General features: G+C 71.2%; 23 protein-coding genes. 18 read left to right on the top strand and 5 right to left on the bottom strand.

Annotated features, from left to right (window positions below; translation table 11 throughout):
- The first annotated feature begins 1 nt into the window (after position 1).
- The 8 genes from ACE1OA_RS12890 (at position 2) to ACE1OA_RS12855 (ending at position 6,263) form a co-directional block, all read left to right on the top strand.
- Positions 2-1,234 (top strand): sensor histidine kinase, encoded by a 1,233-nt coding sequence (locus ACE1OA_RS12890; RefSeq protein ID WP_432752800.1) that lies wholly within the window; start codon positions 2-4, stop codon positions 1,232-1,234.
- Positions 1,231-1,929 (top strand): response regulator transcription factor, encoded by a 699-nt coding sequence (locus ACE1OA_RS12885; RefSeq protein ID WP_356606735.1) that lies wholly within the window; start codon positions 1,231-1,233, stop codon positions 1,927-1,929. Before ACE1OA_RS12890 ends, ACE1OA_RS12885 begins: the two co-directional genes overlap by 4 nt.
- 111 nt (positions 1,930-2,040) lie before the next feature.
- Complete coding sequence (locus tag ACE1OA_RS12880; RefSeq protein WP_356780705.1) at positions 2,041-2,286, top strand: Flp family type IVb pilin; 246 nt, start codon at positions 2,041-2,043, stop codon at positions 2,284-2,286.
- A 47-nt stretch (positions 2,287-2,333) separates the two neighbouring features.
- Positions 2,334-2,942 carry a pilus assembly protein TadG-related protein gene (locus ACE1OA_RS12875; protein ID WP_432752799.1) on the top strand — a complete coding sequence of 203 codons (609 nt, stop codon included), beginning with the start codon at positions 2,334-2,336 and terminating at the stop codon, positions 2,940-2,942.
- 21 nt (positions 2,943-2,963) lie between these two features.
- Positions 2,964-3,542 carry a hypothetical protein gene (locus ACE1OA_RS12870; protein WP_384870735.1) on the top strand — a complete coding sequence of 193 codons (579 nt, stop codon included), beginning with the start codon at positions 2,964-2,966 and terminating at the stop codon, positions 3,540-3,542.
- Positions 3,543-3,554: 12 nt separating this feature from the next.
- The gene (locus tag ACE1OA_RS12865) at positions 3,555-4,172 is read left to right on the top strand and encodes an OmpA family protein (RefSeq protein WP_384870733.1); all 618 of its coding nucleotides are present in this window, start codon (positions 3,555-3,557) and stop codon (positions 4,170-4,172) included.
- Positions 4,173-5,414 (top strand): hypothetical protein, encoded by a 1,242-nt coding sequence (locus ACE1OA_RS12860; RefSeq protein WP_386545913.1) that lies wholly within the window; start codon positions 4,173-4,175, stop codon positions 5,412-5,414. It abuts the gene before it with no gap.
- Between the two features lie 501 nt (positions 5,415-5,915).
- Positions 5,916-6,263, top strand: coding sequence for a DoxX family protein (locus ACE1OA_RS12855; RefSeq protein WP_432752798.1), 348 nt, complete (start codon positions 5,916-5,918; stop codon positions 6,261-6,263).
- 726 nt (positions 6,264-6,989) lie between these two features.
- Here the strand turns inward: ACE1OA_RS12855 and ACE1OA_RS12850 are convergent.
- Positions 6,990-7,985: an endonuclease domain-containing protein gene (locus ACE1OA_RS12850; protein ID WP_432752797.1), complete on the bottom strand. Its 996-nt coding sequence runs from the start codon at positions 7,983-7,985 to the stop codon at positions 6,990-6,992.
- Between the two features lie 119 nt (positions 7,986-8,104).
- Here ACE1OA_RS12850 and ACE1OA_RS12845 point away from each other — a divergent pair, with 119 nt between their 5' ends.
- Positions 8,105-8,470 (top strand): hypothetical protein, encoded by a 366-nt coding sequence (locus ACE1OA_RS12845; RefSeq protein ID WP_356606751.1) that lies wholly within the window; start codon positions 8,105-8,107, stop codon positions 8,468-8,470.
- Positions 8,471-8,627: 157 nt separating this feature from the next.
- Complete coding sequence (locus tag ACE1OA_RS12840) at positions 8,628-9,752, top strand: mannosyltransferase family protein (protein WP_384870724.1); 1,125 nt, start codon at positions 8,628-8,630, stop codon at positions 9,750-9,752.
- On the opposite strand, the gene ACE1OA_RS12835 is transcribed toward ACE1OA_RS12840, so the two are convergent.
- Complete coding sequence (locus ACE1OA_RS12835; RefSeq protein WP_356779054.1) at positions 9,724-10,092, bottom strand: DUF192 domain-containing protein; 369 nt, start codon at positions 10,090-10,092, stop codon at positions 9,724-9,726. The two genes, ACE1OA_RS12840 and ACE1OA_RS12835, sit on opposite strands and share 29 nt — an antisense overlap.
- A 40-nt stretch (positions 10,093-10,132) precedes the next feature.
- Here ACE1OA_RS12835 and ACE1OA_RS12830 point away from each other — a divergent pair, with 40 nt between their 5' ends.
- Positions 10,133-10,972 carry a prepilin peptidase gene (locus tag ACE1OA_RS12830; RefSeq protein WP_432752796.1) on the top strand — a complete coding sequence of 280 codons (840 nt, stop codon included), beginning with the start codon at positions 10,133-10,135 and terminating at the stop codon, positions 10,970-10,972.
- A gap of 79 nt (positions 10,973-11,051) precedes the next feature.
- The gene (locus ACE1OA_RS12825; protein ID WP_432752795.1) at positions 11,052-12,629 is read left to right on the top strand and encodes a DUF2079 domain-containing protein; all 1,578 of its coding nucleotides are present in this window, start codon (positions 11,052-11,054) and stop codon (positions 12,627-12,629) included.
- 365 nt (positions 12,630-12,994) lie between these two features.
- Here the strand turns inward: ACE1OA_RS12825 and mgrA are convergent, their stop codons facing one another.
- A complete protein-coding gene (gene mgrA / locus ACE1OA_RS12820; protein WP_384870718.1) occupies positions 12,995-14,032 on the bottom strand; it encodes an L-glyceraldehyde 3-phosphate reductase in 1,038 nt (345 codons plus the stop codon).
- A gap of 110 nt (positions 14,033-14,142) precedes the next feature.
- Between mgrA and ACE1OA_RS12815 the strand changes: the two genes are divergently transcribed.
- From ACE1OA_RS12815 to ACE1OA_RS12795, 5 genes are all read left to right on the top strand, one after another.
- Complete coding sequence (locus ACE1OA_RS12815; RefSeq protein ID WP_356606763.1) at positions 14,143-14,904, top strand: isoprenyl transferase; 762 nt, start codon at positions 14,143-14,145, stop codon at positions 14,902-14,904.
- 306 nt (positions 14,905-15,210) lie between these two features.
- On the top strand, positions 15,211-16,533 hold the full coding sequence (locus tag ACE1OA_RS12810; protein WP_356606765.1) for a PhoH family protein: 1,323 nt from the start codon (positions 15,211-15,213) through the stop codon (positions 16,531-16,533).
- Between the two features lie 384 nt (positions 16,534-16,917).
- Positions 16,918-17,607, top strand: a complete 690-nt coding sequence (locus tag ACE1OA_RS12805) for a transglycosylase SLT domain-containing protein (RefSeq protein WP_384870714.1) — start codon at positions 16,918-16,920, stop codon at positions 17,605-17,607.
- 115 nt (positions 17,608-17,722) lie between these two features.
- Positions 17,723-19,375, top strand: a complete 1,653-nt coding sequence (locus tag ACE1OA_RS12800) for an AI-2E family transporter (RefSeq protein WP_386544834.1) — start codon at positions 17,723-17,725, stop codon at positions 19,373-19,375.
- Complete coding sequence (locus ACE1OA_RS12795; RefSeq protein WP_356606771.1) at positions 19,372-20,070, top strand: hypothetical protein; 699 nt, start codon at positions 19,372-19,374, stop codon at positions 20,068-20,070. Before ACE1OA_RS12800 ends, ACE1OA_RS12795 begins: the two co-directional genes overlap by 4 nt.
- A gap of 86 nt (positions 20,071-20,156) precedes the next feature.
- Here ACE1OA_RS12795 and ACE1OA_RS12790 read toward each other — a convergent pair whose 3' ends face one another.
- The gene (locus tag ACE1OA_RS12790) at positions 20,157-20,690 is read right to left on the bottom strand and encodes an alkyl hydroperoxide reductase (protein WP_147980985.1); all 534 of its coding nucleotides are present in this window, start codon (positions 20,688-20,690) and stop codon (positions 20,157-20,159) included.
- A 6-nt stretch (positions 20,691-20,696) separates the two neighbouring features.
- Positions 20,697-21,251 carry a peroxiredoxin gene (locus tag ACE1OA_RS12785; RefSeq protein WP_147980986.1) on the bottom strand — a complete coding sequence of 185 codons (555 nt, stop codon included), beginning with the start codon at positions 21,249-21,251 and terminating at the stop codon, positions 20,697-20,699.
- 133 nt (positions 21,252-21,384) lie between these two features.
- On the opposite strand from ACE1OA_RS12785, the gene ACE1OA_RS12780 reads away from it, so the two are divergent.
- Positions 21,385-22,347: a LysR substrate-binding domain-containing protein gene (locus ACE1OA_RS12780; RefSeq protein WP_384870707.1), complete on the top strand. Its 963-nt coding sequence runs from the start codon at positions 21,385-21,387 to the stop codon at positions 22,345-22,347.
- The last annotated feature ends 164 nt before the right edge of the window (positions 22,348-22,511 follow it).

Raw genomic sequence — 22,511 nt, 5'->3', positions numbered from 1 at the left:
CATGGGACCGGCACCCACCCCCGACATCCAGGTCAACGCCCTCCAGGCGCTCTGCCGCCAGGTCTTCGGCTTCCGCCTCGCCATGATCGCCCTCGCCACCCCCGCCGCCCTCCTCAACGCCGCCCCCGGCCTCCCCCAGAAACTCGTCGGCACCGCCGTCCTCATCACCTTCATGGCCTCCTACGCCCTCTTCCGGGACTGGGAACGCTTCGGCCCCCTCCTCCTGCGCCACCCCACCCTGCTCGCCGCCGACACCCTCCTCGGCTCCCTGCTCCTCGTCACCGCAGGACCCCAGAGCACCCTCGGCTACGTCAGCGTCTGCACCCCCCTCCTCGCCGGCCTCGGCTACGGCTGGCGAGGAGCCGCCGTCTTCGCCAGCCTCCAGTCCCTGATCCTGCTCGCCATCCACGCCGCCGACCCCCACCACACCGACGTCGGCCTCGGCGAAGCCACCCTCCTCCCCGGCCTCTGCGTCATCACCGGCGCCCTCGGCGTCACCCTCGGCAACCTCCTCCTCCGCTTCGGCGCCGCCGGCCAGGCCCTCACCGACGTCCGCACCCGCCTCGCCGCCGCCCAGGCCGTCGAAGAGGAACGCGCCCGCCTCGCCCGCGAGATGCACGACTCCGTGGCCACCACCCTCCACGGCCTCGCCCTCGCCGCCGACGGCCTCGCCGCCACCGACGGCCCCCCCGCCCTCCGCGACCAAGCCGGCCTCGTCGCCCGCTCCGCCCGCCGCGCCGCCGCCGAAACCCGCGAACTCCTCGCCGACCTCCGCCGCCAGACCTACACCGGCCACGGCACCGGCGACGTCGACGTCACCGCGGAACTCGCCGACCGCGTACGCGACTTCACCCGCCGCTCCGGCATCACCGCCGCCTACCGCGGCAGCGGCCACGAGACCGCGCCACCCGTCCCGTACCCCGTGGCACGACAACTGCTCACCATCGCCACCGAAGCGATGGAGAACGCCGGCCGGCACGCCCACCCCACCCGCATCGACGTCACCGCCGGCGTCCACGACGGCCTGCTGCGCATCAGCGTCCGCGACGACGGCCCCGGCCTCCCACCCGGCACCACCCTCGACGAACTGCGCAGAACCGGCCACTTCGGCCTCGTCGGCATGGTGGAACGAGCCGCCGGCGTCGGAGCCCGCATCAGGATCGGACGCGGCGCCGCCGCGACGGGCACGGAGGTCCGCCTGGAGCTCCCGGTAGGGAGGACGGTCGGCGTATGACACTCAGAGTGCTGGTCGCGGACGACAACCCGGTCGTCCGCGCGGGCCTGACAGCCCTCCTCGGCGGCCGCCCCGACATCGAGGTCGTCGCCGAGGCCACCAACGGCCGCACCGCGGTCACCGAGACCGAACGCCTCCGCCCGGACGTCGTCCTCCTCGACGTCCGCATGCCCGAACTCGACGGCCTCGCCGCCCTGCCCGGACTGGTCCGCCTCGCCCCCGTGATGATGCTGACCTACACCGGCGAGAGCGCCGTGGTCCGCGAGGCACTGCGCCTGGGGGCGGGCGGCTACCTGGTCCACGGCGAGTTCACCGCCGAGGAACTGGTGACCGCCGTCCGCGACGTCCGAGCCGGCCGCGCCCACTTCACCCCGACGGCAGCCAACGCCCTGCTGGGAGTGGTCAGGGGTGCGACTGCACACGGTTTGCCCTTGCCAAGCATCGCGAATTCATTGCGTTTTGGGATTCCATCTTCGCAAGCGCAACGGAATGTGGCACAGTTTGGACTGAGTGTGAGGGAGGCGGAAGTGATGGACCTGATCGCATCGGGCATGAGCAACCGCCAGATCGCCGACACCTGCTTCATCAGCGAGAAGACGGTCAAGAACCACATCAACCGCATCTTCGCCAAACTCCACAGCCGCACCCGCAGCGAAGCCATAGCAGCCTGGCTCGGCACAAGGACGGCAACATGACCACCCCCCACCACCTTTGGGCCCCTGGACCCTGTTCGCCCCCGCGACCCCGGGCATACCGTGCCGGAGCCGACAACGGCACCGACAAGCAGGAACCCAGAGGAGGTCAGGATGAACGACACGCTACTGAGGGCCGTGACCAAGGCCAAGGTTCACCTGTCGAGCTGGGCGCGCGACACGGCGCGGCACGGGGGACGACGACGGGCACAGGGCGCCGACCGGGGACAGACGGCGGTCGAGTACCTGGGGATCATCGTGGTGGTGGTGGCGATCGTGGTGGCGATCACCGGTACGGACATCGGGCAGACGATCAAGGGCGCGATCACCAACAAGATTGCGGAGTTGACCAGCAAGTAACGATCTGCGGGGACTCAGGGCAGGCGTTCCCCATCTACATCACGGTGGTGGCGGGCCTGCTCTTCCTCGCGCTCGCCTACTTCGTCGTCGGCCAGGCCGCCTCTACCCGCAACGGCGCCCAGACAGCCGCCGACGCCGCGGCTCTCGCAGCGGCCCAGGACGCGCGTGACCAGCTCAGGGACGGCTGGCTCGACGTCATCCTCGACCCCGCACAGTGGGACGACTTCATCGACGGCAGAAGCTACGACGGAACGGCCGCCTGCCAACAGGCGGCCACCTTCGCGACCAAGAACCGGGCAACGCTCTCGGGCGAAGGCTGCGGGCCCCTTCCCGACCAAGAAGGCTTCAGCGTGGAAGTCCGCACCCTGAACACCGTCGGTGCGTCCGTCGTCCCCGGCACGGAGAAGCAACACGCCATCGCAACGGCTTCGGCGGTCATCGAACCCCGCTGTACCTTCGAGGCGCCCGAGCCCACACCGGAGCCGGAAGAACCGTCGCCGGACCCCACCGATCCGGATCCGACACCCACGCCGACCCCGACAGAGCCCAGCCCCATTCTCGGACTCACCTGTCACGGCGTCGCCTGGGAGATCGACCCGGAGGACCCGAGACTGCCGAGCGCCGCCGATCTCTTCACCGTTCGACTGGCCGACTGACAAGCGAAGGAACCCCGACTCATGAGCGCTCGGTACGCAACGCAGACCCGCAGGGGGACGATCGCCGTCGTCCTTGCGGCTCTCGTCCTCGGCGTCGCCGGCTGCGGCAGCGAGGACGAGCCCCCGAAGGACAAGGTTTCCGCGAGTAAGAGCGCCCCGAAGCCCACGGAAGAGGGCAAGGGAGCCCAGACCGAGGAGCCGGCCGAAGTGCTGGCCGTCATCAAGGGGCCGGAGGGATTCGAGCTGACCATCAACTCGGCCCAGCGTGATCCGGGTGGCTTCGTCACCGTCAAGGGATCGCTCAAGAACGCCTCGGACAAGAGCCGTGCTGTTCCTGTGGCAGTCCAGGGCAACGAGACGGAAGTCCTGAAGCACGGCAACTCCCTCGGTGGAGCGACCCTCGTGGACTCCGCCGAGAAGAAGCGCTACTACGTCCTACGTGACACAGACGGACGCCCCCTCACGACCACCGGACTGAGCATCATCGGAGCCGGGGAGTCCGCCGCCGTCTTCATGCAGTTCCCCGCGCCACCTGCCAGCACCACTCAAGTCTCCCTCCAGCTACCCACCTTCGACCCCGGCACCATCAAACTCTCCTGAGGTGCTGCCGCCATGACCACCACCACTCCCCACCGCCTCGCGGTCCTCGCCGCCGCCACCCTCGTCACGGTGTCCACCCTCACCGTCGGCCCCGCCCTCGCCGACGATCCCCCCGGGTCCACCTCCTCCGCATCGCCGCCCCCCGAGATCGACGCCAACTCGCCCGAACTCATGCTCCCCGACGGCGCCACCCTCGCCCCCGCCAAGATCCTCGACATCAAACAGGTCGTCGAGGAGGAAGGCGGAGAACAGCGACGCGAGGACACCAACGTCGACGTGACCTTCGCGCTCCAGGCCGAAGTGCTGTTCCCCAAGGACAGCGCCAAACTCAGCAGCGCCGCCACCGCCCGCATCGCCGCCATCGCCGTCGAGATCAACAAGCAGAACTCCGGCAAGGTCCGCGTCTTCGGCTTCACCGACAACCTCGGCTCGTACGAACACGGCCTCACGCTCTCCAAACAGCGCGCCGACGCCGTACAGCAGGAACTCGCCAAGAACCTCGACCCCGGCAAGACCTTCGACATCCGCGGCTACAGCGAGGACTACCCCATCGCCGACAACCGCACCGAGGAAGGCCGCAAGAAGAACCGGCGCGTCGAGGTCTCCTTCCCGCGGACGACGGGCGGCTAGATGTTCACAGGCGCCGCCGCGGCCGCCGTACCCGCCCTCGCGCTCGCCCTCGTCCCCCTGGGGTCGGCCCCCGCCGACCCCATACCCGCGTACCGGACCGCAAAGGACGCCCGACCCGTCAGCGGCGCCACCTCCGGCGGCAAGGCGTCGACGCTCCCCGGGCCCGGTACGTACACCGACACGATCGCGAAGGGAGAGCGGAAGCAGTACAGGGTGCAGCTCGACGGCACCTCGAACGCCTTCCTCTCCGCCGTCCTCGCCCCGACGCCCGGCAGCGCCGTCGGCGTCGTCGACGGCATCACCCTCTCCCTCACCTCGCCCTCGGGCCTGGCCTGCGGGCAGCTGAACGACATCCGCTTCTACGGCGGATCCGCCCGCCCGATCGCCGACTACGTCAGCCGCCGCATCGAACCCGGCCGCGACTGTCAGCAACCCGGCGAGTACGTGCTCGTCGTCGAGGGAGTCGGCCGCGACCAGGACGCGGCCACGGCACGCCGGCCGATCGAGCTGAAGTACGTCGTCGAGCCCGGCCTCCAAGCAGGCTCCACACCACCGCCCGCCCCCACCGCGTGGAGCACCGCCGCACCCCCGCCGCCCACCCAGCCCCCGCAGCAGACCAGCGGCGGAACCGGGTTCAACGACGCCGCCCCCGTCGGCGACGGAGTCTGGCGCGACACCCTCCGCCCCGGGGAGAGCCGCTTCTACCGGGTGCCCGTCGCCTGGGGGCAGCAGCTCTGCGTCAATGCGCAGTTCGCCAACTCGGCGCAAGCGGAAAGCACCGTCACTCCCGACGGACTGCGTGTCACCCTCTACAACCCGGCCCGCGGCGCGGTCGAGGAGCACACCGCCCTCTACTCCGGCCGGCCCGCCACCATTCCCCTCGTCACGGCCCCGGCCGCGTACGCCAACCGCACCCGGACCGGCCCGGACGCCGTGAACGCGATGCGCTTCCAGGGGTCGTACTACCTCCAGCTCACCCTCGACCGCCGCGTCCCGGCCCCCGTTCCCCTGGCGCTGAACGTCTCCCTCCGAGGGACGCCGCAGACCGGCCCGGCCTACGCGGGCGACACCGACACCTCCGTCTTTGGCCTGGCCGGCCACGAACGAGACCACCAGGACACGATGCGCACCGTGGGCCTCAGCGGAATCGGCCTGGGCACCGCACTTGTCCTCGCCCTCGCCACCTGGACCGCCCTGGGCCGCCGGGGGAGAGGCTCTTCGGGAACACGGCTACTTCGCTGAGGGGGCTTGAGGTGCGGGTCCTTTGGGGGCTTGGGGTGGGCCGGTCTTGGGTGGGTTCTGGTGGTTGGCCGCCCTCTCTCCGAGTGTGGCGGGTTACGGCGCCGCTTCAAGGGCGCTCCTTCGTCGCGTCGGCTTCGCCGATTTCGCTTCGCTCCACCCTTGACCCGTCGCCTCCACCCGCCTTTTCACACTCGGAGGGCGGCCCGGGAGGGGGCATCCGCTCCGGGGCCCGGTGGGCCGGGGCGCCGTCGGCGTCCGTCGGGCCCGGGGGTGGTTCACCGCGGCCATTGAATGGGGCGGCTGAGCACGGCTTAGCGGCAATCCCTCGCCCATTGGTCGGGATTCATGCCCCGCTGGTCACTCTGCGGTGGGTGTGAGCCGACGCCCGAGGGGCGTGAATCGGGCGCCGAAAAAAGAACTCGGGACGGCTGTCACGTTTTCTTCGTGAGGGGTGTCAGAGGGGTGACGGACTCAAGACACCCTTGCTGAGGAGCCCTTCCGATGTTCATCACCTACGTCATCGTCACTGTTCTGGCCGCCCTGATGGCAGGATTCTCGGCCGGCTCCGTCTTCTTTCGGGCCGCATGGGTGGTGGAACCCCTGGCCGAGTACGGCGTTCCCGAGTCGTGGTGGGTCTGGCTCGGCGTGGCCAAGGCCGCCGGGGCAATCGGCCTGTTGGTCGGACTTGCCGTGCCGATCATCGGCGTCCTCGCCGGGATCGGTCTGGTGCTGTACTTCGCCGGGGCTGCCATCACCGTGATCCGCGCCCGTGTGTACGCGCACGTCCCGTTCCCCCTGGTCTACGCGGCCCCAGTCATCGGCGCCCTCGCCCTCGGCGCCGCCGCCTGAACCCCGCAGCCCGACTGAATGACGCTAGCGCGTACATTACTTGCGGTAACCCAGACGGGATAATGGACTTCACGGTCATATCGGACTCTTGGGGGGCTTAATGTACGCCGTAGCGTCATTGAGCAGCCGATCCCAGACCGGTGATGGGGCTGGTGGGGTGGATGGGATCCGTACGGCCCGCCGCCCTGCGCGACCCGCCCCCTGGCCCGAACTGGCGATGACGGCTCCGGATTCGGCTTCACCCCCACCGGAGAGTGACCAGCGGGGCATGAATCCCAGCGGGAATCGAGCGGCACCCGCTAAGCCATGCCCAGCTGCCCCATTCAATGGGTGCGGGAAGCCACCCCCGGAGCCGACGGGGGCCGACGGCGCTGCGCGCGCCGTCGGCCCCCCGCCTGGGCCCATCCCCCGGGCCGCCCTCCGAGTGTGAAAAGGCGGGTGGAGGTGACGGGTCAAGGGTGGCCGAAGGCCATCGCGCAGCGACGCGACGAGGAACGAGGAGCGCCCTTGATGCGGCGCCGTAACCCGCCACACTCGGAGAGAGGGCGGCCAACCACCAGAAGCCACCGAGGACCCAGCACCCCAAGCGCTCCCGCCAAGTCCCTGCCCCCTCCCGGACCCCCAGCGCGAAGACCCTGCCTTGCCCTGCCCTGCCCCCCGCCTCCCCCGCTTCCTCACCTACCCGGGGGCCTCCCCCCCGCCCCCTCCCCGTCCCCCTCCCTCCCCTCAGCCGAGTTGGCCCAGGGCTCCCTTGATCGTCGACACCACGCGGTCCGGGTGGTGGAAGACGTCCAGGGCCGTGAAGCGCAGCACCCGGTCGATGTCCGGGCAGTCCGCCAGGGCGTTGAAGCGGGCGACGTCGCGTGCGTGGGCCTCACGGGTGCCGTGGAACGCGTAGCCCTCGATCTCCACCGCCAGCCCCGCGCGACGGAAGAAGAAGTCGGGACGGAGCGCGCGGCCCGACGACGTGTGGAGCAGCGGCTGGCACTCCGGGTGCAGCCCCGCGTCCCGCAGGTGCAGGCGGGCGATCGTCTCCGCCGGTGAACCCGAGGCCGCTTCGGCCAGGGCGAGCCGGCGGCGCGCCAGGGGTGCGCCCGGGCGGCGGGCGGAGAGTTCGGCCGCCAGTTCCTCGTGGTGGACGAGGGGTTCGCGCCGCACGCCCCTGACGGTCCGCCGGGACAGTGCCGAGTCCGCGACGACCACGGCCTCCTCGCGGGTGCCGCACTGCCGTATCAGGTCGCCGACCGTGCGCGCCGGTGACGTCACCCGCAGCCCGGAGCGCAGGCACACCTCCCGGGCTTCGAGTCGGACGGTTCGGTGCAGACGTATGTCGATGCCGCCTCTTCCGGTCCCGTTGGCGCCTCTTCCGGTCCCGTCGGCGCACGCCCGCTCCGTGTGGCCGTCCCCTCCTCTCGTGCCTCCGCCCGGCTGGAGGGTGGTGAACTCCAGTACTCCCGGGAAGTCCCTGTTCAGCAGTTCGATGCGATGCAGCAGTGCCGCCGTCCCGTGGCTGCACACCAGCGGAGGGCGGAGCAGTTGGACGACTCTCGCCCTGACCGCCCAGTCCACCTCCTTTCCCGGGACGGCCCACGCCCCGCGGCAGATCCACTGCCATTTCTCGCGGCGCAGCAGCCCCCGGAGCCGTCCCGGTGGCCAGCCCGCCGCATACGCCCACACCGTCAGGAGCAGTCCGCCCCGGGTGAGTCTCAGCAAGTCCCGCATGCCCCAACGATCCCTATCTGGGGCGAGGTTCGCATCCCCTGTGGATAACTGCCGGGCTGATGCCGCATCCTGGTGGAAAACGGTGCCAGGGCTGCCCCAAGCCCCGAAGTGGACTGCTGATGACGACGACAACGCCGAGCGTGCAACTGGTCAGTGACCTCGTCACCCGAATTCCCGAGTTCCGGGACGCCTACGAGTCCCATCTCTTCAACCAGGGCGATGTCCTGCCGCACGTCTTCTTCTGGGACGTGGTGCAGGACACCGTCAGGTCCTTCCTCGGTGAGGATCCGGGGGCCGCCGACTGGCGTCGCACGCTCGCGTTCCTGGAGGAGCAGAGCATGCGCGGCGTCCTCGGCATCGACGAGGTCATCGTCACCTCGTTCCTCAACGATCTGCCGTATCCCCACGAGCCGGGTCACGGCATCGTCGAGCAGCTCGGGCCGGTCATGGCGGCGAAGTTCGTCAGGATCCGTCCGGGGGGTTGACGGGGGCGGGCCGGCGGAAGCCCGTCGAGTCGGTGCGGACCGGCGGCGGCCCCGGCCCCGGTCCCGCTGAGCCGGTGCGGACCAGGGCCGCCCGCCCCGCCCCACCCCGCCCCACCCCCCTCCGCCGCCACCCCGGCCCGCGGACATAATCGAGCGCATGTCCCCAGCTCAGCCTGCCGCCGCCCGGCGGTCCGTCCTCGCGGCCGTGCCCTGGTCCGCGCTCGGCGGGTACGCCGCGACCCGCCTCCTCGGTCTGGTGGTCCTCGCCGTCGCCTCGGCCGTCACCGGCAAGGACGGGCTGCACCGGCTGAGCGGCCGCTGGGACGCCGTCTGGTACGTCAGGGTCGCCGAGCACGGGTACGGATACGAGGTCACGCTGCCCGACGGCAGCGTCCACTCCGACCTGGCCTTCTTCCCTCTCTTCCCGGCCCTCGAACGAGCCCTGTCGGCCGTCCTGCCCGTCGACGCGGCGACGGCCGGGCTGGTCGTCGCCTGGATCGCGTCGCTCGCCGCCGCCTGGGGCATCTACCGGTGCGGCGCGCATGTCGCCGGGCATCCGACCGGGGTCGCCCTCGCCGTCCTGTGGGGCGTGTATCCGACGGCGTTCGTGCAGTCGATGGCGTACACGGAGACGCTGTTCACCGCCTTCGCCGCCTGGTCGCTGTTCGCCGTGCTGCGCGGGCGCTGGGTCCTGGCCGGCGCGTTGTGCGCGGCTGCCGGGCTGACGCGGCCGACCGCCGTGGCGCTCGTCGCCGCGATCGGGATCACGGCGCTGGTGGCGGTGGTCCGGGAGCGCCGGCTGCCGCTGCGCATGGCGGTCGGGGTGCTTCTCGCGCCGCTGGGCTGGCTGGCGTACATCGTCTATGTCGGTGTGCGGCAGGGGGCTGCCACCGCCTACTTCGACGTCCAGGCGGCCTGGGGCAACTCCATCGACGGCGGGGTCGCCCTGGCCCGTTTCATCGCCGGTCTTCCGCTGCCGGCCGCGTTCGGTCTGTGTGCGGTGCTGGTGCTGCTCGGCTGGCTGGTGGTGCTGTGTGTGCGGCAGCGGCAGCCGTTGCCGCTGCTCGTGTACACGATCGGGGTCGTCGTGGTCTCGCTGGTCGGCGCCGCGTACTTCGGGTCCCGGCCGCGGCTGATGATGCCGGCGTTCGGGCTGCTGCTGCCGGCGGCGGTGGCGCTGGTGCGGCTCCGGGTGCGTCACCGGGTCCTCGTCCTGGCCGTGGCGGCGCTGGCCTCCGCCGGTTACGGCGCGTTCACGCTGCTGGGTTCGGGACCGCCGTGACCCGGACGCCCGGCCGCAGTCCCCAGTCCGCCATCGTGCCTGCCTCCGCTTCGAGGACGTGCCGGCCGCGCAGTCGGACGAGGCCGAGGCGTCCCGGTTTCATGGTGACGACGTCGAGGACGCGGAGGGTGCGGTCGAGGTAGGCGACGTCGATGGCGAACCGCATGCCGAAGGTGTGGATGCTGTTGGTCGGCGTGATGAGCAGGGCGCCTCTGATGCCGTCGCGGCCGAGGAGTCCGCGCCGCCGTGCCCGGTACGAGGCCGCGATCTCGAGTGCGACCGTCGCCTCGGGGGCGGTGAGTGTTCCGGTGCCGTCCCGCCATGTCCCCTGTCTCCGCATGGGGGAGACGGTAGTGGTGCGGATGGGTAGGGTGCCGCGCGTGGACGTGATGCTGATCGTCGTCGCCGCCTTGTGGGGCGCGGCCACCGGGCTGCTCGTGCCACGCGCCGCGTACCGGTTGTCGGTCGAGCCGGAGGAGCGCTGGCGGGACAGTTGTCCGGCGGGGCACGGCTTCACCGGTCCCGCGGGTGGGTGGCTCGGTGGTCCGGGCTGCCGTGGCTGCGTCGTGGAGGCGTCCGTTCCGGGGCCGGGGGCGGCCGGCGCGCCGGTGACCGCCGAGCCTTCCGTCGCCGCCGCTGCCGGGCGTGCTTCCGTTCGGGCCTCGGTGTCCCTGGTGCGGTACCGGGCGGTGGCTCCCGTGGTCACCGCTCTCGCCTGTGCGGCGCTCGCGGTCGCCACCGGGCCCCGTCCGGAGTTGGCGGTGTGGCTGCTGTACGCGCCGTTCGGCGTGCTGCTGGCGTGTGTCGACGTCCGTGTCCGCCGGCTGCCCGACCTGTTGACGCTCCCGCTCGCCGGCGCGGTGCCGCTGCTGCTGGGGGGTGCCGCGCTGCTGCCGTACGAGGCCGGTTCGTGGGTGCACGCGCTGCTGGGCGGGGTCGGGGCGGGTGGCGCGTACTACGTGCTGTTCCGTGTCAATCCCGGCGGCATGGGCTTCGGTGACGTGAAGCTGGCGCTCTCGCTGGGTGCCGCGCTCGGCTGGTACGGCTGGGGTGTGCTGTTCGCGGGGACGTTCGCGGGGTTCCTGTCGGGTGCGGTGTACGGGCTCGGTCTGGTCGTCGTGCGGCGGGGGAGTCGTAAGTCCGCGATTCCGTTCGGCCCGTTCATGATCGGTGGCGCTCTGCTCGGTCTGCTTCTCGGCGCGCTCTCCGCCACCCCGTGAGGTTCCCTGGATCCGAAGCCCCGGGACACCGCTCGCCGATCCGGCCTGATGGGCGGGACACCCCCTAGCATCCAGCCGTATGCGGACAATCGATGACAAAAGCCTGCGCGGCCCGCGTGTGGTGCCGGCGGCCGCCGGGTCGCCCCGGAGCAGGTCCGCCCTTCTGCCCTGGGCCTGGGCCGGCGCCCTGTGCGTCCTCTACTCGACCGTCGCCGTCCGCCGCCATCTCCTCATGCGGACCACGGGCTACGACCTGGGCATCTTCGAGCAGGCCGTCCGCGCCTACGCCGAACTCCGCGCGCCGATCGTCCCCTTGCGGGGGGAGGGGTTCCATCTGCTCGGCGACCACTTCCATCCGCTGCTCGCCGCGCTGGCCCCGCTCTACCGGATCTGGCCGTCGCCGCTCTGTCTGCTGATCGCCCAGTCCGCGCTGCTGGCCCTCGCCGTCGTGCCGCTCGCCCGTTGGGCGGCCCGCGCGCTCGGTCGCCGGGCGGCCCATGTCGTCGCCGTCGGGTACGGCCTCAGCTGGGGCATCGCCTCGGCCGCCGCCTTCGACTTCCACGAGGTGTGCCTCGGCGTGCCACTGCTCGCGTTCAGCCTGGAAGCGCTGGGCCGCCGCCGCTGGGGCCACGCCGTCGCCTGGGCCGCGCCGCTCCTGCTGGTGAAGGAGGACCTGGGGCTCACCCTCGCCGCGGTCGGCGGGTACATCGCGCTGAAGGGCGGCCCGGGGCGCGCGCGGCGGCTGGGTCTGGCGACGGCCGGCGCCGGGCTGCTCGGGTCCCTGATCGAGATCAGGCTCGTGCTGCCCGCGTTCAGCCAGGGCGGGGAGTACGCCCACGGCGCCAACCTCACCGCGGGCCACGGCTCGCTGCTCGCGACACTGGCGCACGCCCCGCTGGACGCCCTGCGCCCCGACATCAAGGCGATGACCCTGATCCTGGTCTTCGCCCCGTCGGCGCTGCTGGCCCTGCGTTCCCCGCTCGCGATCGTCGCCCTTCCCACACTCGGATGGCGGATGGTCTCGGAGAACGGCTTCCACTGGGGCACCGCCTTCCACTACAGCGCGATCCTCATGCCGGTCGTCTTCGCCGGTCTGATCGACGCCCTCGCCGGCTGGCGCCGCACCGACCACCCGCTCGCCGCCCGCCATGTCCGGGCCTCGCTCGCCACGGTGCTCGCCGTGACCGCGGTCATGCTGCCGTCCTTTCCACTGGCCCAGCTCGCCCAGCGGGCCACCTGGCGCACCCCCGGGCACGTCGAGGCGGGCCGGGCGCTGCTGGCGCGGATCCCGGACGGCGCCACCGTGGCCGCCTCCAACCGGCTGGCTCCGCAGCTGACCTCGCGGTGCGTCGTCGTCCTCTTCCCGACGTTCCCGGTGGACGGGCGGCTCTACCGGTACGAGCGCGGGCAGCTGCCGCCGCCCACCGCGGAGTGGATCGTCCATGACCGGGAGACGCCCGAGGCCTGGCCGTACGAGCCCGGCCACTGGCCCTACCCGATCGAGCAGCAGGAGGCGGAGCTGGCGGCGGCCCGGCAGCGGTACGGGTACGAGCTGGTCGCCCGCCGCGACGGGATCACGCTGCTGCACCGGGTGGCGGGCCGTGGGGGCGCGGTGGGCGGGGCGGCTCCGGCCCGCACCGCGGGACGGGTCGGCTGACGAGGCCGCCCGGCCGGTACGCCCCACCGGTCGGGTACGCCCCCGCCGGCCGTGCCGGTCGGCGCCCGGCACGGCTCGGGCGTCAACCGGAGGCCCGTCGGTGGGGGTCCCCCCTGGGAGGGACGAAACCCGCCGCCACGCCGGGGCGCAAACCCGCCATGGGGCCCCACGACCCTTGTCCTGACTGGGATCCGCGTATTCCGCATCGGACCAGTGGCCGCACGTGGCACGCGCCGGCACTAATGAAGGGTTATGGTGGAAACCCCCCCTCGGGCCGGTCCGTATCCCCCCCCACGGACCGGCCCGTTTTTTGTCTCCGCGCCCCCGCGGCGCCCCCGTGCGACAGCGCGCCGTGACCCGGCGGATCAGTTCCGTCCGGCCCAGATGTTGGTGCCCGCGGTGTCGACGGCGAAGGAGTCGATCTCCTTCAGCTCCTCCTCGGTCAGCGGCGGCGCGGCCAGCGCGGCCACGTTCTCCTCCAGCTGGGCGACGCTGGACGCGCCGATCAGCGCGGAGGTCATCCGCTCGTCGCGCAGCACCCACGACAGCGCCAGCTGCGCCAGCGACTGCCCGCGGCGCTCGGCGATGTCCGCGAGGCCGCGGAGCCGGCGCAGGACCTCGTCGGAGAGCAGGTCCGGGTCGAGGGACTTGCCCTGCGTGGCCCGGGAACCCTCCGGGATGCCCTTCAGGTACTTGTTGGTGAGCAGGCCCTGGGCGAGCGGCACGAAGGAGATGCAGCCCATGCCGGCCGCCTCCAGGGTGTCGAGGAGGCCGTCCTCCTCCGTCCAGCGGTTGATCATCGAGTACGAGGGCTGGTGGATGAGGGCGGGGACGCCCATCTCCTTGAGGATGCGGGCGGCCTCGGCGGTCTGCTCGCTGGTGTAGGAGGAGACGCCGACGTACAGCGCCTTGCCCTGCTGGACGGCGGAGGCGAGGGCGCCCATCGTCTCTTCGAGGGGGGTGTGGGGGTCGAAGCGGTGCGAGTAGAAGATGTCGACGTAGTCGAGGCCCATCCGCTTCAGGGAGGCGTCGAGCGAGGACATCAGGTACTTGCGGGAGCCCCACTCGCCGTACGGGCCGGGGTGCATGAGGTAGCCGGCCTTGGTGGAGACGATCAGCTCGTCGCGGTAGGGCGCGAAGTCCTGGGCGAAGATCTTGCCGAAGTTCAGCTCGGCCGAGCCGGGCGGCGGTCCGTAGTTGTTCGCCAGGTCGAAGTGGGTCACGCCCAGGTCGAAGGCGCGGTGCAGGATGGCGCGCTGCGAGTCGAGGCTGCGGTCGTCGCCGAAGTTGTGCCACAGGCCGAGCGAGACGGCGGGGAGCTTGAGCCCGCTGCGGCCGGTGCGGCGGTACTCCATGGTGTCGTAGCGGTCCGTGGAGGCGCGGTACAGGGGGGAATCAGTCACGTATCTCTGCTTATCACGGACTTGTGACAGTCCCGGGCTGGGAGCCGTTGACCCGTGCGCAGTAGTGTGTCGGCTTCGGGGACCGCCGCAGCATGGAGGGGTTAAGAACAGTGAACCTGCGCGACCTGGTGTACGGGCTCTACGCACGCCGGGTGGAAGGCCGCCTCGACCATGCCCAGGTGCCCAAGCACATCGGCGTCATCCTCGACGGCAACAGGCGCTGGGCCAAGGCGTCCGGCGGGACCCCCGAGCAGGGCCACAAGGCCGGTGCGGACAAGATCCAGGAGCTGCTCGGCTGGTGTGCCGAGACCGACGTCGAGGTCGTCACGCTCTGGATGCTGTCCACGGACAACCTGAGCCGGCCGGAGGAGCAGCTCGTCCCGCTGCTGGGCATCATCGAGAACGCCGTGCGCGCGCTGGCCGCCGACGGCCGTTGGCGGGTGCACCACGTGGGCACGCTGGACCTGCTGCCGGCGCGTACGCAGTCGGTGCTGAAGGAGGCCGAGCAGTCCACGCACGACAACACGGGGATACTCGTGAACGTGGCGGTGGGCTACGGCGGCCGGCAGGAGATCGCCGACGCGGTCCGTTCGCTGCTCCTGGAGCACGCGGAGAAGGGGACGAGCTTCGAGGAGCTCGCCGAGATCGTCGATGTCGAGCACATCTCCGAGCACCTGTACACGCGGGGTCAGCCCGACCCGGATCTGGTGATCCGTACGAGTGGCGAGCAGCGTCTGTCCGGTTTCATGCTGTGGCAGAGCGCCCATTCCGAGTACTACTTCTGTGAAGTGCACTGGCCTGCGTTCCGCAAGGTCGACTTCCTGCGCGCGCTGCGCGACTACGCGGCCCGGCACCGCCGCTACGGCACCTGACGGCCGCGTCACCACGGCACCCGGCGGCGGACCGGGGCGGGTCACCGGGCGTTCACGAACGCGTCGTCATATGCCCTGGCATGGCGGCGGGTGTTCGAGGGCATACCCCTTGCAGAGTGAGCGGCACGGAGACCGCCACCCGGGAGGCCCGTTGCACCAGGACGACCGTGCAGGACATGTACGGACGAAGCGGAGGGCCGGAGCTCGGCCCGCGCATCGTGGCCAGAGCCCGGTCCCATCCCGCAGCGACACCGCTTCCGTCGCGCCCCGACCTCACAAGGGTCGTCAAAGGGGGTCTGTCCTTCCGTGGTGACCAGTACGAAGCGCCGCTTGTCCGACAGGCGCACCTATGTTCTCGACACCAGCGTCCTGCTGGCCGACCCCAACGCCGTGTCCCGGTTCGAGGAGCACGAGGTCGTGCTTCCGATCGTCGTGGTCACCGAGTTGGAGGCCAAGCGACACCATCCCGAACTGGGCTATTTCGCCCGGGCGGCCCTGCGCCTCCTGGACGACTTCAGGGTCCGGTACGGGCGGCTGGACGCGCCGCTCCCGATCGGGGAGCTGGGCGGCACGCTGAGGGTCGAGCTGAACCATTCGGACCCGGGCGTCCTTCCGGCCGGCTATCGGCTGGGGGACAACGACTCACGGATTCTGGCGGTCGCGCGCAACCTGCAGGCCGAGGGGTTCGACGTCACCGTCGTCTCCAAGGACCTGCCGCTGCGGATCAAGGCGTCGTCGGTCGGGCTTCTCGCCGAGGAGTACCGTGCCGAGCTCGCCATCACGGACTCCGGCTGGACCGGTATGTCCGAGCTGGCCCTGTCGGCCGAACAGGTGGACATCCTCTACGACCAGGAGAGGCTCTACGTGCCGGAGGCCGCGGAGCTTCCGGTGCACACCGGGCTGGTCCTGCAGTCCGAGCGGGGCAAGGCGCTCGGCCGGGTGACCGCGGACGGGAACGTCCGGCTGGTGCGGGGCGACCGGGAGGTGTTCGGCATCCGCGGGCGCAGTGCCGAGCAGCGGATCGCGCTGGACCTGCTCCTCGATCCGGACGTCGGCATCATCTCGATGGGCGGGCGGGCCGGTACGGGCAAGTCCGCGCTGGCGCTCTGCGCGGGCCTGGAGGCGGTCCTGGAGCGCCGGCAGCACCAGAAGGTGATGGTGTTCCGTCCGCTGTACGCGGTCGGCGGGCAGGAGCTCGGTTACCTGCCGGGCAGCGAGGCCGAGAAGATGAGCCCGTGGGCTCAGGCGGTCTTCGACACGCTGTCGGCGGTGGCGGGGCGTGAGGTCATCGAGGAGGTGCTGAGGCGCGGGATGCTGGAGGTCCTGCCGCTGACGCACATCCGGGGTCGGTCGCTGCACGACGCGTTCGTGATCGTCGACGAGGCCCAGTCGCTGGAGCGGAACGTCCTGTTGACCGTTCTGTCCCGGATCGGTACGAATTCCCGGGTGGTGCTGACGCACGACGTCGCGCAGCGGGACAACCTCCGGGTCGGCCGGTACGACGGAGTCGTCGCCGTGGTGGAGAAGTTGAAGGGCCATCCGCTCTTCGCCCATGTCACGCTCACCCGCTCCGAGCGTTCGCAGATTGCGGCGCTTGTGACCGAAATGCTGGAGGACGGCCAGATCTGAGTGGATTGGCAGGATGAGTACGTTCCCGTACCCGTACGGGAGTTGACGCCGCCCGGCAGAGCGCAGGAGCTTAGCCGGGCGGCGTCGCGCTGTCCGCCGTATCGGCCAAATCTCCTGTGACTGGCGGGGTGTGAGCTTTCACACGCAACGTGGAATTGCCTTGCGGCGTCGCCGTCCGGCAAAGTCTTGCTTCCGTCAGGCCCCGCATACGGCACACGTGCACCCTCAGGGGTGCGGCACCACACAACTCAACACCGTTCGCCGTATGCCGCCCACAGCACCACGGGCCCGTGTCTTCTGTGACCCAGCAGTTCGGAGACCAGCGCCAGGGGCACGATTTCGCCCGCTTGGTCACCAGCGCGGGTGATGCTGGAAGGAAACCGTGTGAGCCGGATCTCGGTCCGGGGATTCGCGGTGGCTTCGGCCACTGCGGTCACCACTGTCGGCGCCGTCGTCGGTGTTGCCTCGGGCAACACCCAGCCCGCGGACGACAACTTCGAGGCCACCGCAGCCGACACCACTCTGCTCGCGGACATCCCCGCCGGTCAGCAGGCCCAGGTACAGGTCTCCTCGCTCGCGGAGCAGGCGGACGTGCAGGCCGCTGCCGCCGACACGGCCGCGAAGAAGTCCGCCGAGGAAGCCGCCCGCCTGCAGGCCGCCAAGGACGCCGAAGCGAAGAAGAAGGCCGCCGACAAGGCGGAGCAGGAGCGCAAGGAGGCCGCCGAGCGTGCCGACCGCTCCTCGCTGCGCGACGCGTCCAGCTTCTCCGCCCAGGGGTCCTACAGCATCGCCGAGGTCAAGGCGATCGCCCGGCAGATGATCCCCGCCTCGCAGTTCCAGTGCTTCAGCAACATCGTGGACCACGAGTCCGGCTGGAACTACCGCGCGACCAACCCCTCCTCGGGTGCCTACGGTCTCGTCCAGGCCCTCCCGGGTACGAAGATGGCGTCGGCCGGCGCCGACTGGCAGACGAACCCGGCCACCCAGATCAAGTGGGGCCTGAACTACATGAACAGCCGCTACGACAGCCCCTGTGGCGCGTGGTCGTTCTGGCAGGCCAACCGCTGGTACTAGACCGGCCCGCTCAACTTCGCGGAGCCCCCCACCGTCCTACGGTGGGGGGCTCCGTGCGTGTAGGTTCGGGAAGTCACGGGCACCCGGGGGGTGACAGCGGGGGAGAGGGAACAAGATGTCGAGACTGCCAGGATGGCTGAACCGGATCGGTGCCGGGCTGAGTCACATGGGCGAACGCCTGGAGGAGCGCCGGGCGGAGGCGGAGGCGCGGGACGCGCTCGGCCCGACCCCCGGTGCCCCGGGCGACGAGCCGGACGCCGGGTCCGGCACCGCGGCCGGCGTGCCCGGTGCGGGTGACCCGGCCGGAGAGCCCGCCGACGCGCGCGGCGACGACTCCGCCGGTGTGCCCGGTGACGACGCCGGCGTGGACACGTCCCCCGCCGGGACCGACGACCCCGGCCGGACCGACGCCTCCGCCGGGAACGGTGGGACCGCTGACGGGGTGGGGGTGGACCACGCGCCGGGCACCCCGGTCGCGGGCGGAGCCGCCGCCGCCGTCAGGGCGGGTGCGGCGAAGGCGGGGGCGGCCGCGACGGCACGGTGGCCGGGCCGGCGTGCCCCATCCGCCGTCGACCGCGCCGTGCCCGCACCGCCCGACTACGCCCCCGCCGTCGCCGCCAGGCCCGAACCGATCGACGCCATCCCGTGGGGCATGAGGGTCGCGGCCGAGGCGGGCTGGCGCCTGCTGGTGCTCGCCGGCACGGTCTGGGTGCTGATGAAGGTGATCAGCTCCGTGCAGCTGGTCGTCCTCGCGTTCGTCGCCGCGCTGCTCATCACGGCGCTGTTGCAGCCGACGGTGGCGCGGCTGCGGAAGGCGGGTCTGCCCCGTGGGCTGGCCACGGCCGTCACGGCCGTCTCCGGGTTCGTGGTGATGGGCCTGGTCGGCTGGTTCGTGGTCTGGCAGGTCATGGACAACATCGACAACCTCTCCGACCGGGTCCGGGACGGCATCGAAGAGCTGAAGCGGTGGCTGCTGGACAGCCCGTTCCACGTGACCGAGCAGCAGATCAACGACATCGCGAAGAACCTCAGCGACACCATCGGCGCCAACACCGAGCAGATCACGTCCGCCGGGCTCCAGGGTGTGACCGTGGTCGTGGAGGCGATGACCGGGATACTGCTCGCGATGTTCTCGACGCTCTTCCTCCTCTACGACGGGAAGAAGGTCTGGAACTGGACGCTGAAGCTGGTGCCCGCGCAGGCCAGGCCGGGAGTCGCGGGCGCGGGTCCGCGGGCTTGGCGGACGCTGACCGCGTACGTGCGCGGCACGGTGCTCGTCGCCCTGATCGACGCGGTGTTCATCGGCCTCGGCCTGTACTTCCTCGATGTGCCGATGGCCGTGCCGCTGGCCGTGTTCATCTTCCTCTTCGCGTTCATCCCGCTGGTCGGCGCCGTGATCTCCGGTGCCCTCGCGGTGGTGGTCGCGCTGGTCACCAACGGCGTGTTCACCGCGCTGATGGTGCTCGTCGTGGTGCTGGCGGTGCAGCAGATCGAGGGCCACGTCCTGCAGCCCTTCATTCTGGGCCGGGCGGTGCGGGTCCACCCGCTGGCGGTCGTGCTCGCGGTCGCGGCCGGCGGTCTGACCGCCGGCATCGGCGGCGCGGTCGTGGCGGTGCCGCTGGTCGCCGTCACCAACACGGCCGTCGGCTACCTCCGCGCGTACAGCCACGAGCAGGCGCTGCGGACCTCCCCCGAGCCCCGTGGCGCGACGGCGTTCGCGGTGGCGCCGATGCCGGCGCCCGGCTCCAAGGACCGGGACCGGCTGTGATCTCGGATCCGGAACTCGTCGACGGGGGTGGCTTCGCCGAGGCCCGGACGCCGTCGGCCTTCGTCCACCCGGTGCCGCCGAAGCCGCCGCGGCCCCGGCGCCCGTGGCGGTGGGCGGTGGGCGGCGCGGTCGTCGCGTCGGCACTGTGGGGCGGTGGCCTGTACGCCCACGAGCGGTACGAGGCGGGCCGCGGCGTCGACCTCGGCGGGTACCGCTCGGTCGGGGACGTGTGTCCGAAGGCCGAGCTGAAGGCGCTGTCCGGAGAGCTGGGCGAGGTGTCGCGGGACGGGAACGGGTCGCGGCAGGAGGATCCGGCGCTGGAGCGGGCCACCTGCTCGGCGGTCCTCGGTTCGCCGGACACCGGTTTCAGCGTCGCCGTCTTCTACGAGGTGCACAAGGTGACCGATCCCGGTCCCGAGTTCGAGGCGCGGCTCGGTGACCTCCGGCCGGATGCCGAGAGGGTCGACGGGCTCGGGGAGGTCGCGTTCTTCCGCCGTGACGAGGGTGACTCGGGCGCCTGGATGCGGGTTCTCGACGGGCAGGTGGAGATCGAGATCAGTCTGCAGCGGCTGCAGAGCTGGGACGCCGAGAAGAACGAGCCGATCCCGCAGCCGAAGGCGATCGACCTGTCGGGTGTCGACGCGCTGCTCGCGCAGGACATGAAGGCGCTGATGGCGGCGCTCCGGCAGGGCTGAGGCGGGGCGGCCGGCCCATCGGCGACAGGTATGCGGAAGGGCCCCGGAGCGAATGACTCCGGGGCCCTTCCGTGGTGCGGTGCCGTCTACTCGGCGAGGAGCGCTTCCGCGTCCAGGGTCACGCCGACCGCCTGGATCACCGAGGCGATCTTGACGGCTTCCTGGATCGTCTCGCGGTCCACACCGGCCTTGCGCAGGACCTGCTCGTGCGAGTCCAGGCACTGGCCGCAGCCGTTGATCGCGGACACGGCCAGCGACCACAGCTCGAAGTCGACCTTCTCGACGCCCGGGTTGCCGATGACGTTCATCCGCAGTCCGGCGCGCATCGTCCCGTACTCGGGGTCCGACAGCAGGTGCCGGGTCCGGTAGAAGACGTTGTTCATCGCCATGATCGCGGCGGCGGACTTGGCCGCCGTGTACGCCTCGGGCTTGAGGTTGGCCTTGGCCTCCGGCTCCAGCTCGGCGAGGACCTTCGGCGAGCGCGAGGCGATCGCGCAGGCCAGGACGGTGCCCCAGAGCTGCTGCTGCGGCAGCTCGCTGTTGCCGATCACCGAACCGAGGTTCAGCTTGAGGTCCTTGGCGAAGTCCGGGATGGCGGACTTGAGTTCGTCGAGAGCCACGTCAGATCACTCGCCCGACAGGAGGGCGGCCGCGTCGAGGGTGGTCTCGCCCTTGTTCCAGTTGCACGGGCACAGCTCGTCGGTCTGCAGGGCGTCCAGGACCCGCAGGACCTCCTTGGGGTTACGGCCGACGGAGCCGGCGGTCACCATGGTGAACTGGATCTCGTTGTTCGGGTCCACGATGAAGACGGCGCGCTGGGCGAAGCCGTCCTCGCCCTCGACGCCGCAGTCGCGCATGAGCTCGTGCTTGGAGTCGGCGAGCATCGGGAAGGGCAGGTCACGCAGGTCGGCGTGGTCCTTGCGCCAGGCGTGGTGCACGAACTCGGAGTCGCCGGAGACGCCGAGGATCTGGGCGTCGCGGTCCGCGAACTCGTCGTTCAGCTTGCCGAACGCGGCGATCTCGGTGGGGCAGACGAAGGTGAAGTCCTTCGGCCAGAAGAACACCACGCGCCACTTGCCCTCGTAGGACTTGTGGTCGATCTGCTCGAACTCCTTGCCGCTCTCCAGCGACACGCAGGCGGTCAGGTCGTAGGTGGGGAACTGGTCACCGACAGTGAGCACGCGCTCTCCTTGCAATGGCGGAAGCCCTTTTTGGGGGCTTCCGTGAGGGGTTGGACGTGTGCTCAGCATGGCACGGAGTGCATTGATCAGTGAAATAGCTAGACTGGGTCGTGTTGATCGAAGGTGGTTATCAGTGGCATCCCCGTACGGCCCGCCCCGTGGCAAGCAGCCGAGTCTTTCGCAGCTCAGAGCGTTCGCCGCGGTCGCCGAGCATCTGCACTTCCGGGACGCGGCCGCGTCGATCGGCATGAGTCAGCCGGCGCTCTCGGGCGCGGTTTCGGCTCTCGAAGAGGCACTCGGTGTCCAGCTCCTCGAGCGTACGACGCGCAAGGTCCTGCTCTCGCCCGCGGGGGAGCGGCTGGCGGCCCGCGCGCGGGCGGTGCTGGACGCGGTCGCGGAGCTGATGGAGGAGGCGGAGGCGGCGCAGGCGCCGTTCACCGGCGTGCTGCGCCTGGGGGTGATCCCGACGGTGGCCCCGTATCTGCTGCCGACGGTGCTGCGGCTGGTCCACCAGCGCTATCCGGAGCTCGATCTCCAGGTGCACGAGGAGCAGACCTCGTCACTGCTGGAGGGGCTGGCGGCCGGCCGGCTCGACCTGCTGCTGCTGGCGGTGCCGCTCGGGGTGCCCGGCGTCGTGGAACTTCCGCTCTTCGACGAGGACTTCGTGCTCGTCACCCCGGAGGGGCATCCGCTGGCAGGCCGGGACGACATTCCGCGCGATGCGCTGCGGGAGCTGAAGCTGCTGCTCCTTGACGAGGGGCACTGCCTGCGGGACCAGGCCCTGGACATCTGCCGCGAGGCGGGCCGTACGGAGGGGGCACCGGTCACGACGACCGCGGCGGGCCTGTCCACGCTGGTGCAGCTGGTGGCGGGTGGTCTCGGGGTGACCCTGCTGCCGCGTACGGCGGTCAAGGTCGAGACGGCGCGCAACACGGCCCTGTTCACGGGCTGTTTCACGGATCCGGCCCCGTCCCGGCGGGTCGCGCTCGCGATGCGGGCGGGGGCGGCGCGGCAGGGTGAGTTCGAGGAGCTGGCCGTGGCGTTGCGGGATGCGATGAGGCGTCTGCCGGTACGTGTGGTGGGCGCCGGGGCCTGACGCTCCCGGCGCCCACCGGCGCGGATCTGCTGCGCCGCGGTCCGCGACCGCGTCCAGGGGGTGTCTTGTCGACCAGACCGGGTTCGCGGTGTCCTGCGACTCCGTCTCCCGCGTTGTCGTCAGTCGGCATGGCTCCGCCATGCCTCCTTCCTCCGCCTTGGATC

Origin of the sequence: Streptomyces sp. JL2001, assembly GCF_050917515.1 — a bacterium.
In the GTDB taxonomy this organism is placed as follows: domain Bacteria; phylum Actinomycetota; class Actinomycetes; order Streptomycetales; family Streptomycetaceae; genus Streptomyces.
Note: the sequence above shows the minus strand (reverse complement) of the source record. Positions and strands in the feature narration are given on the sequence as shown.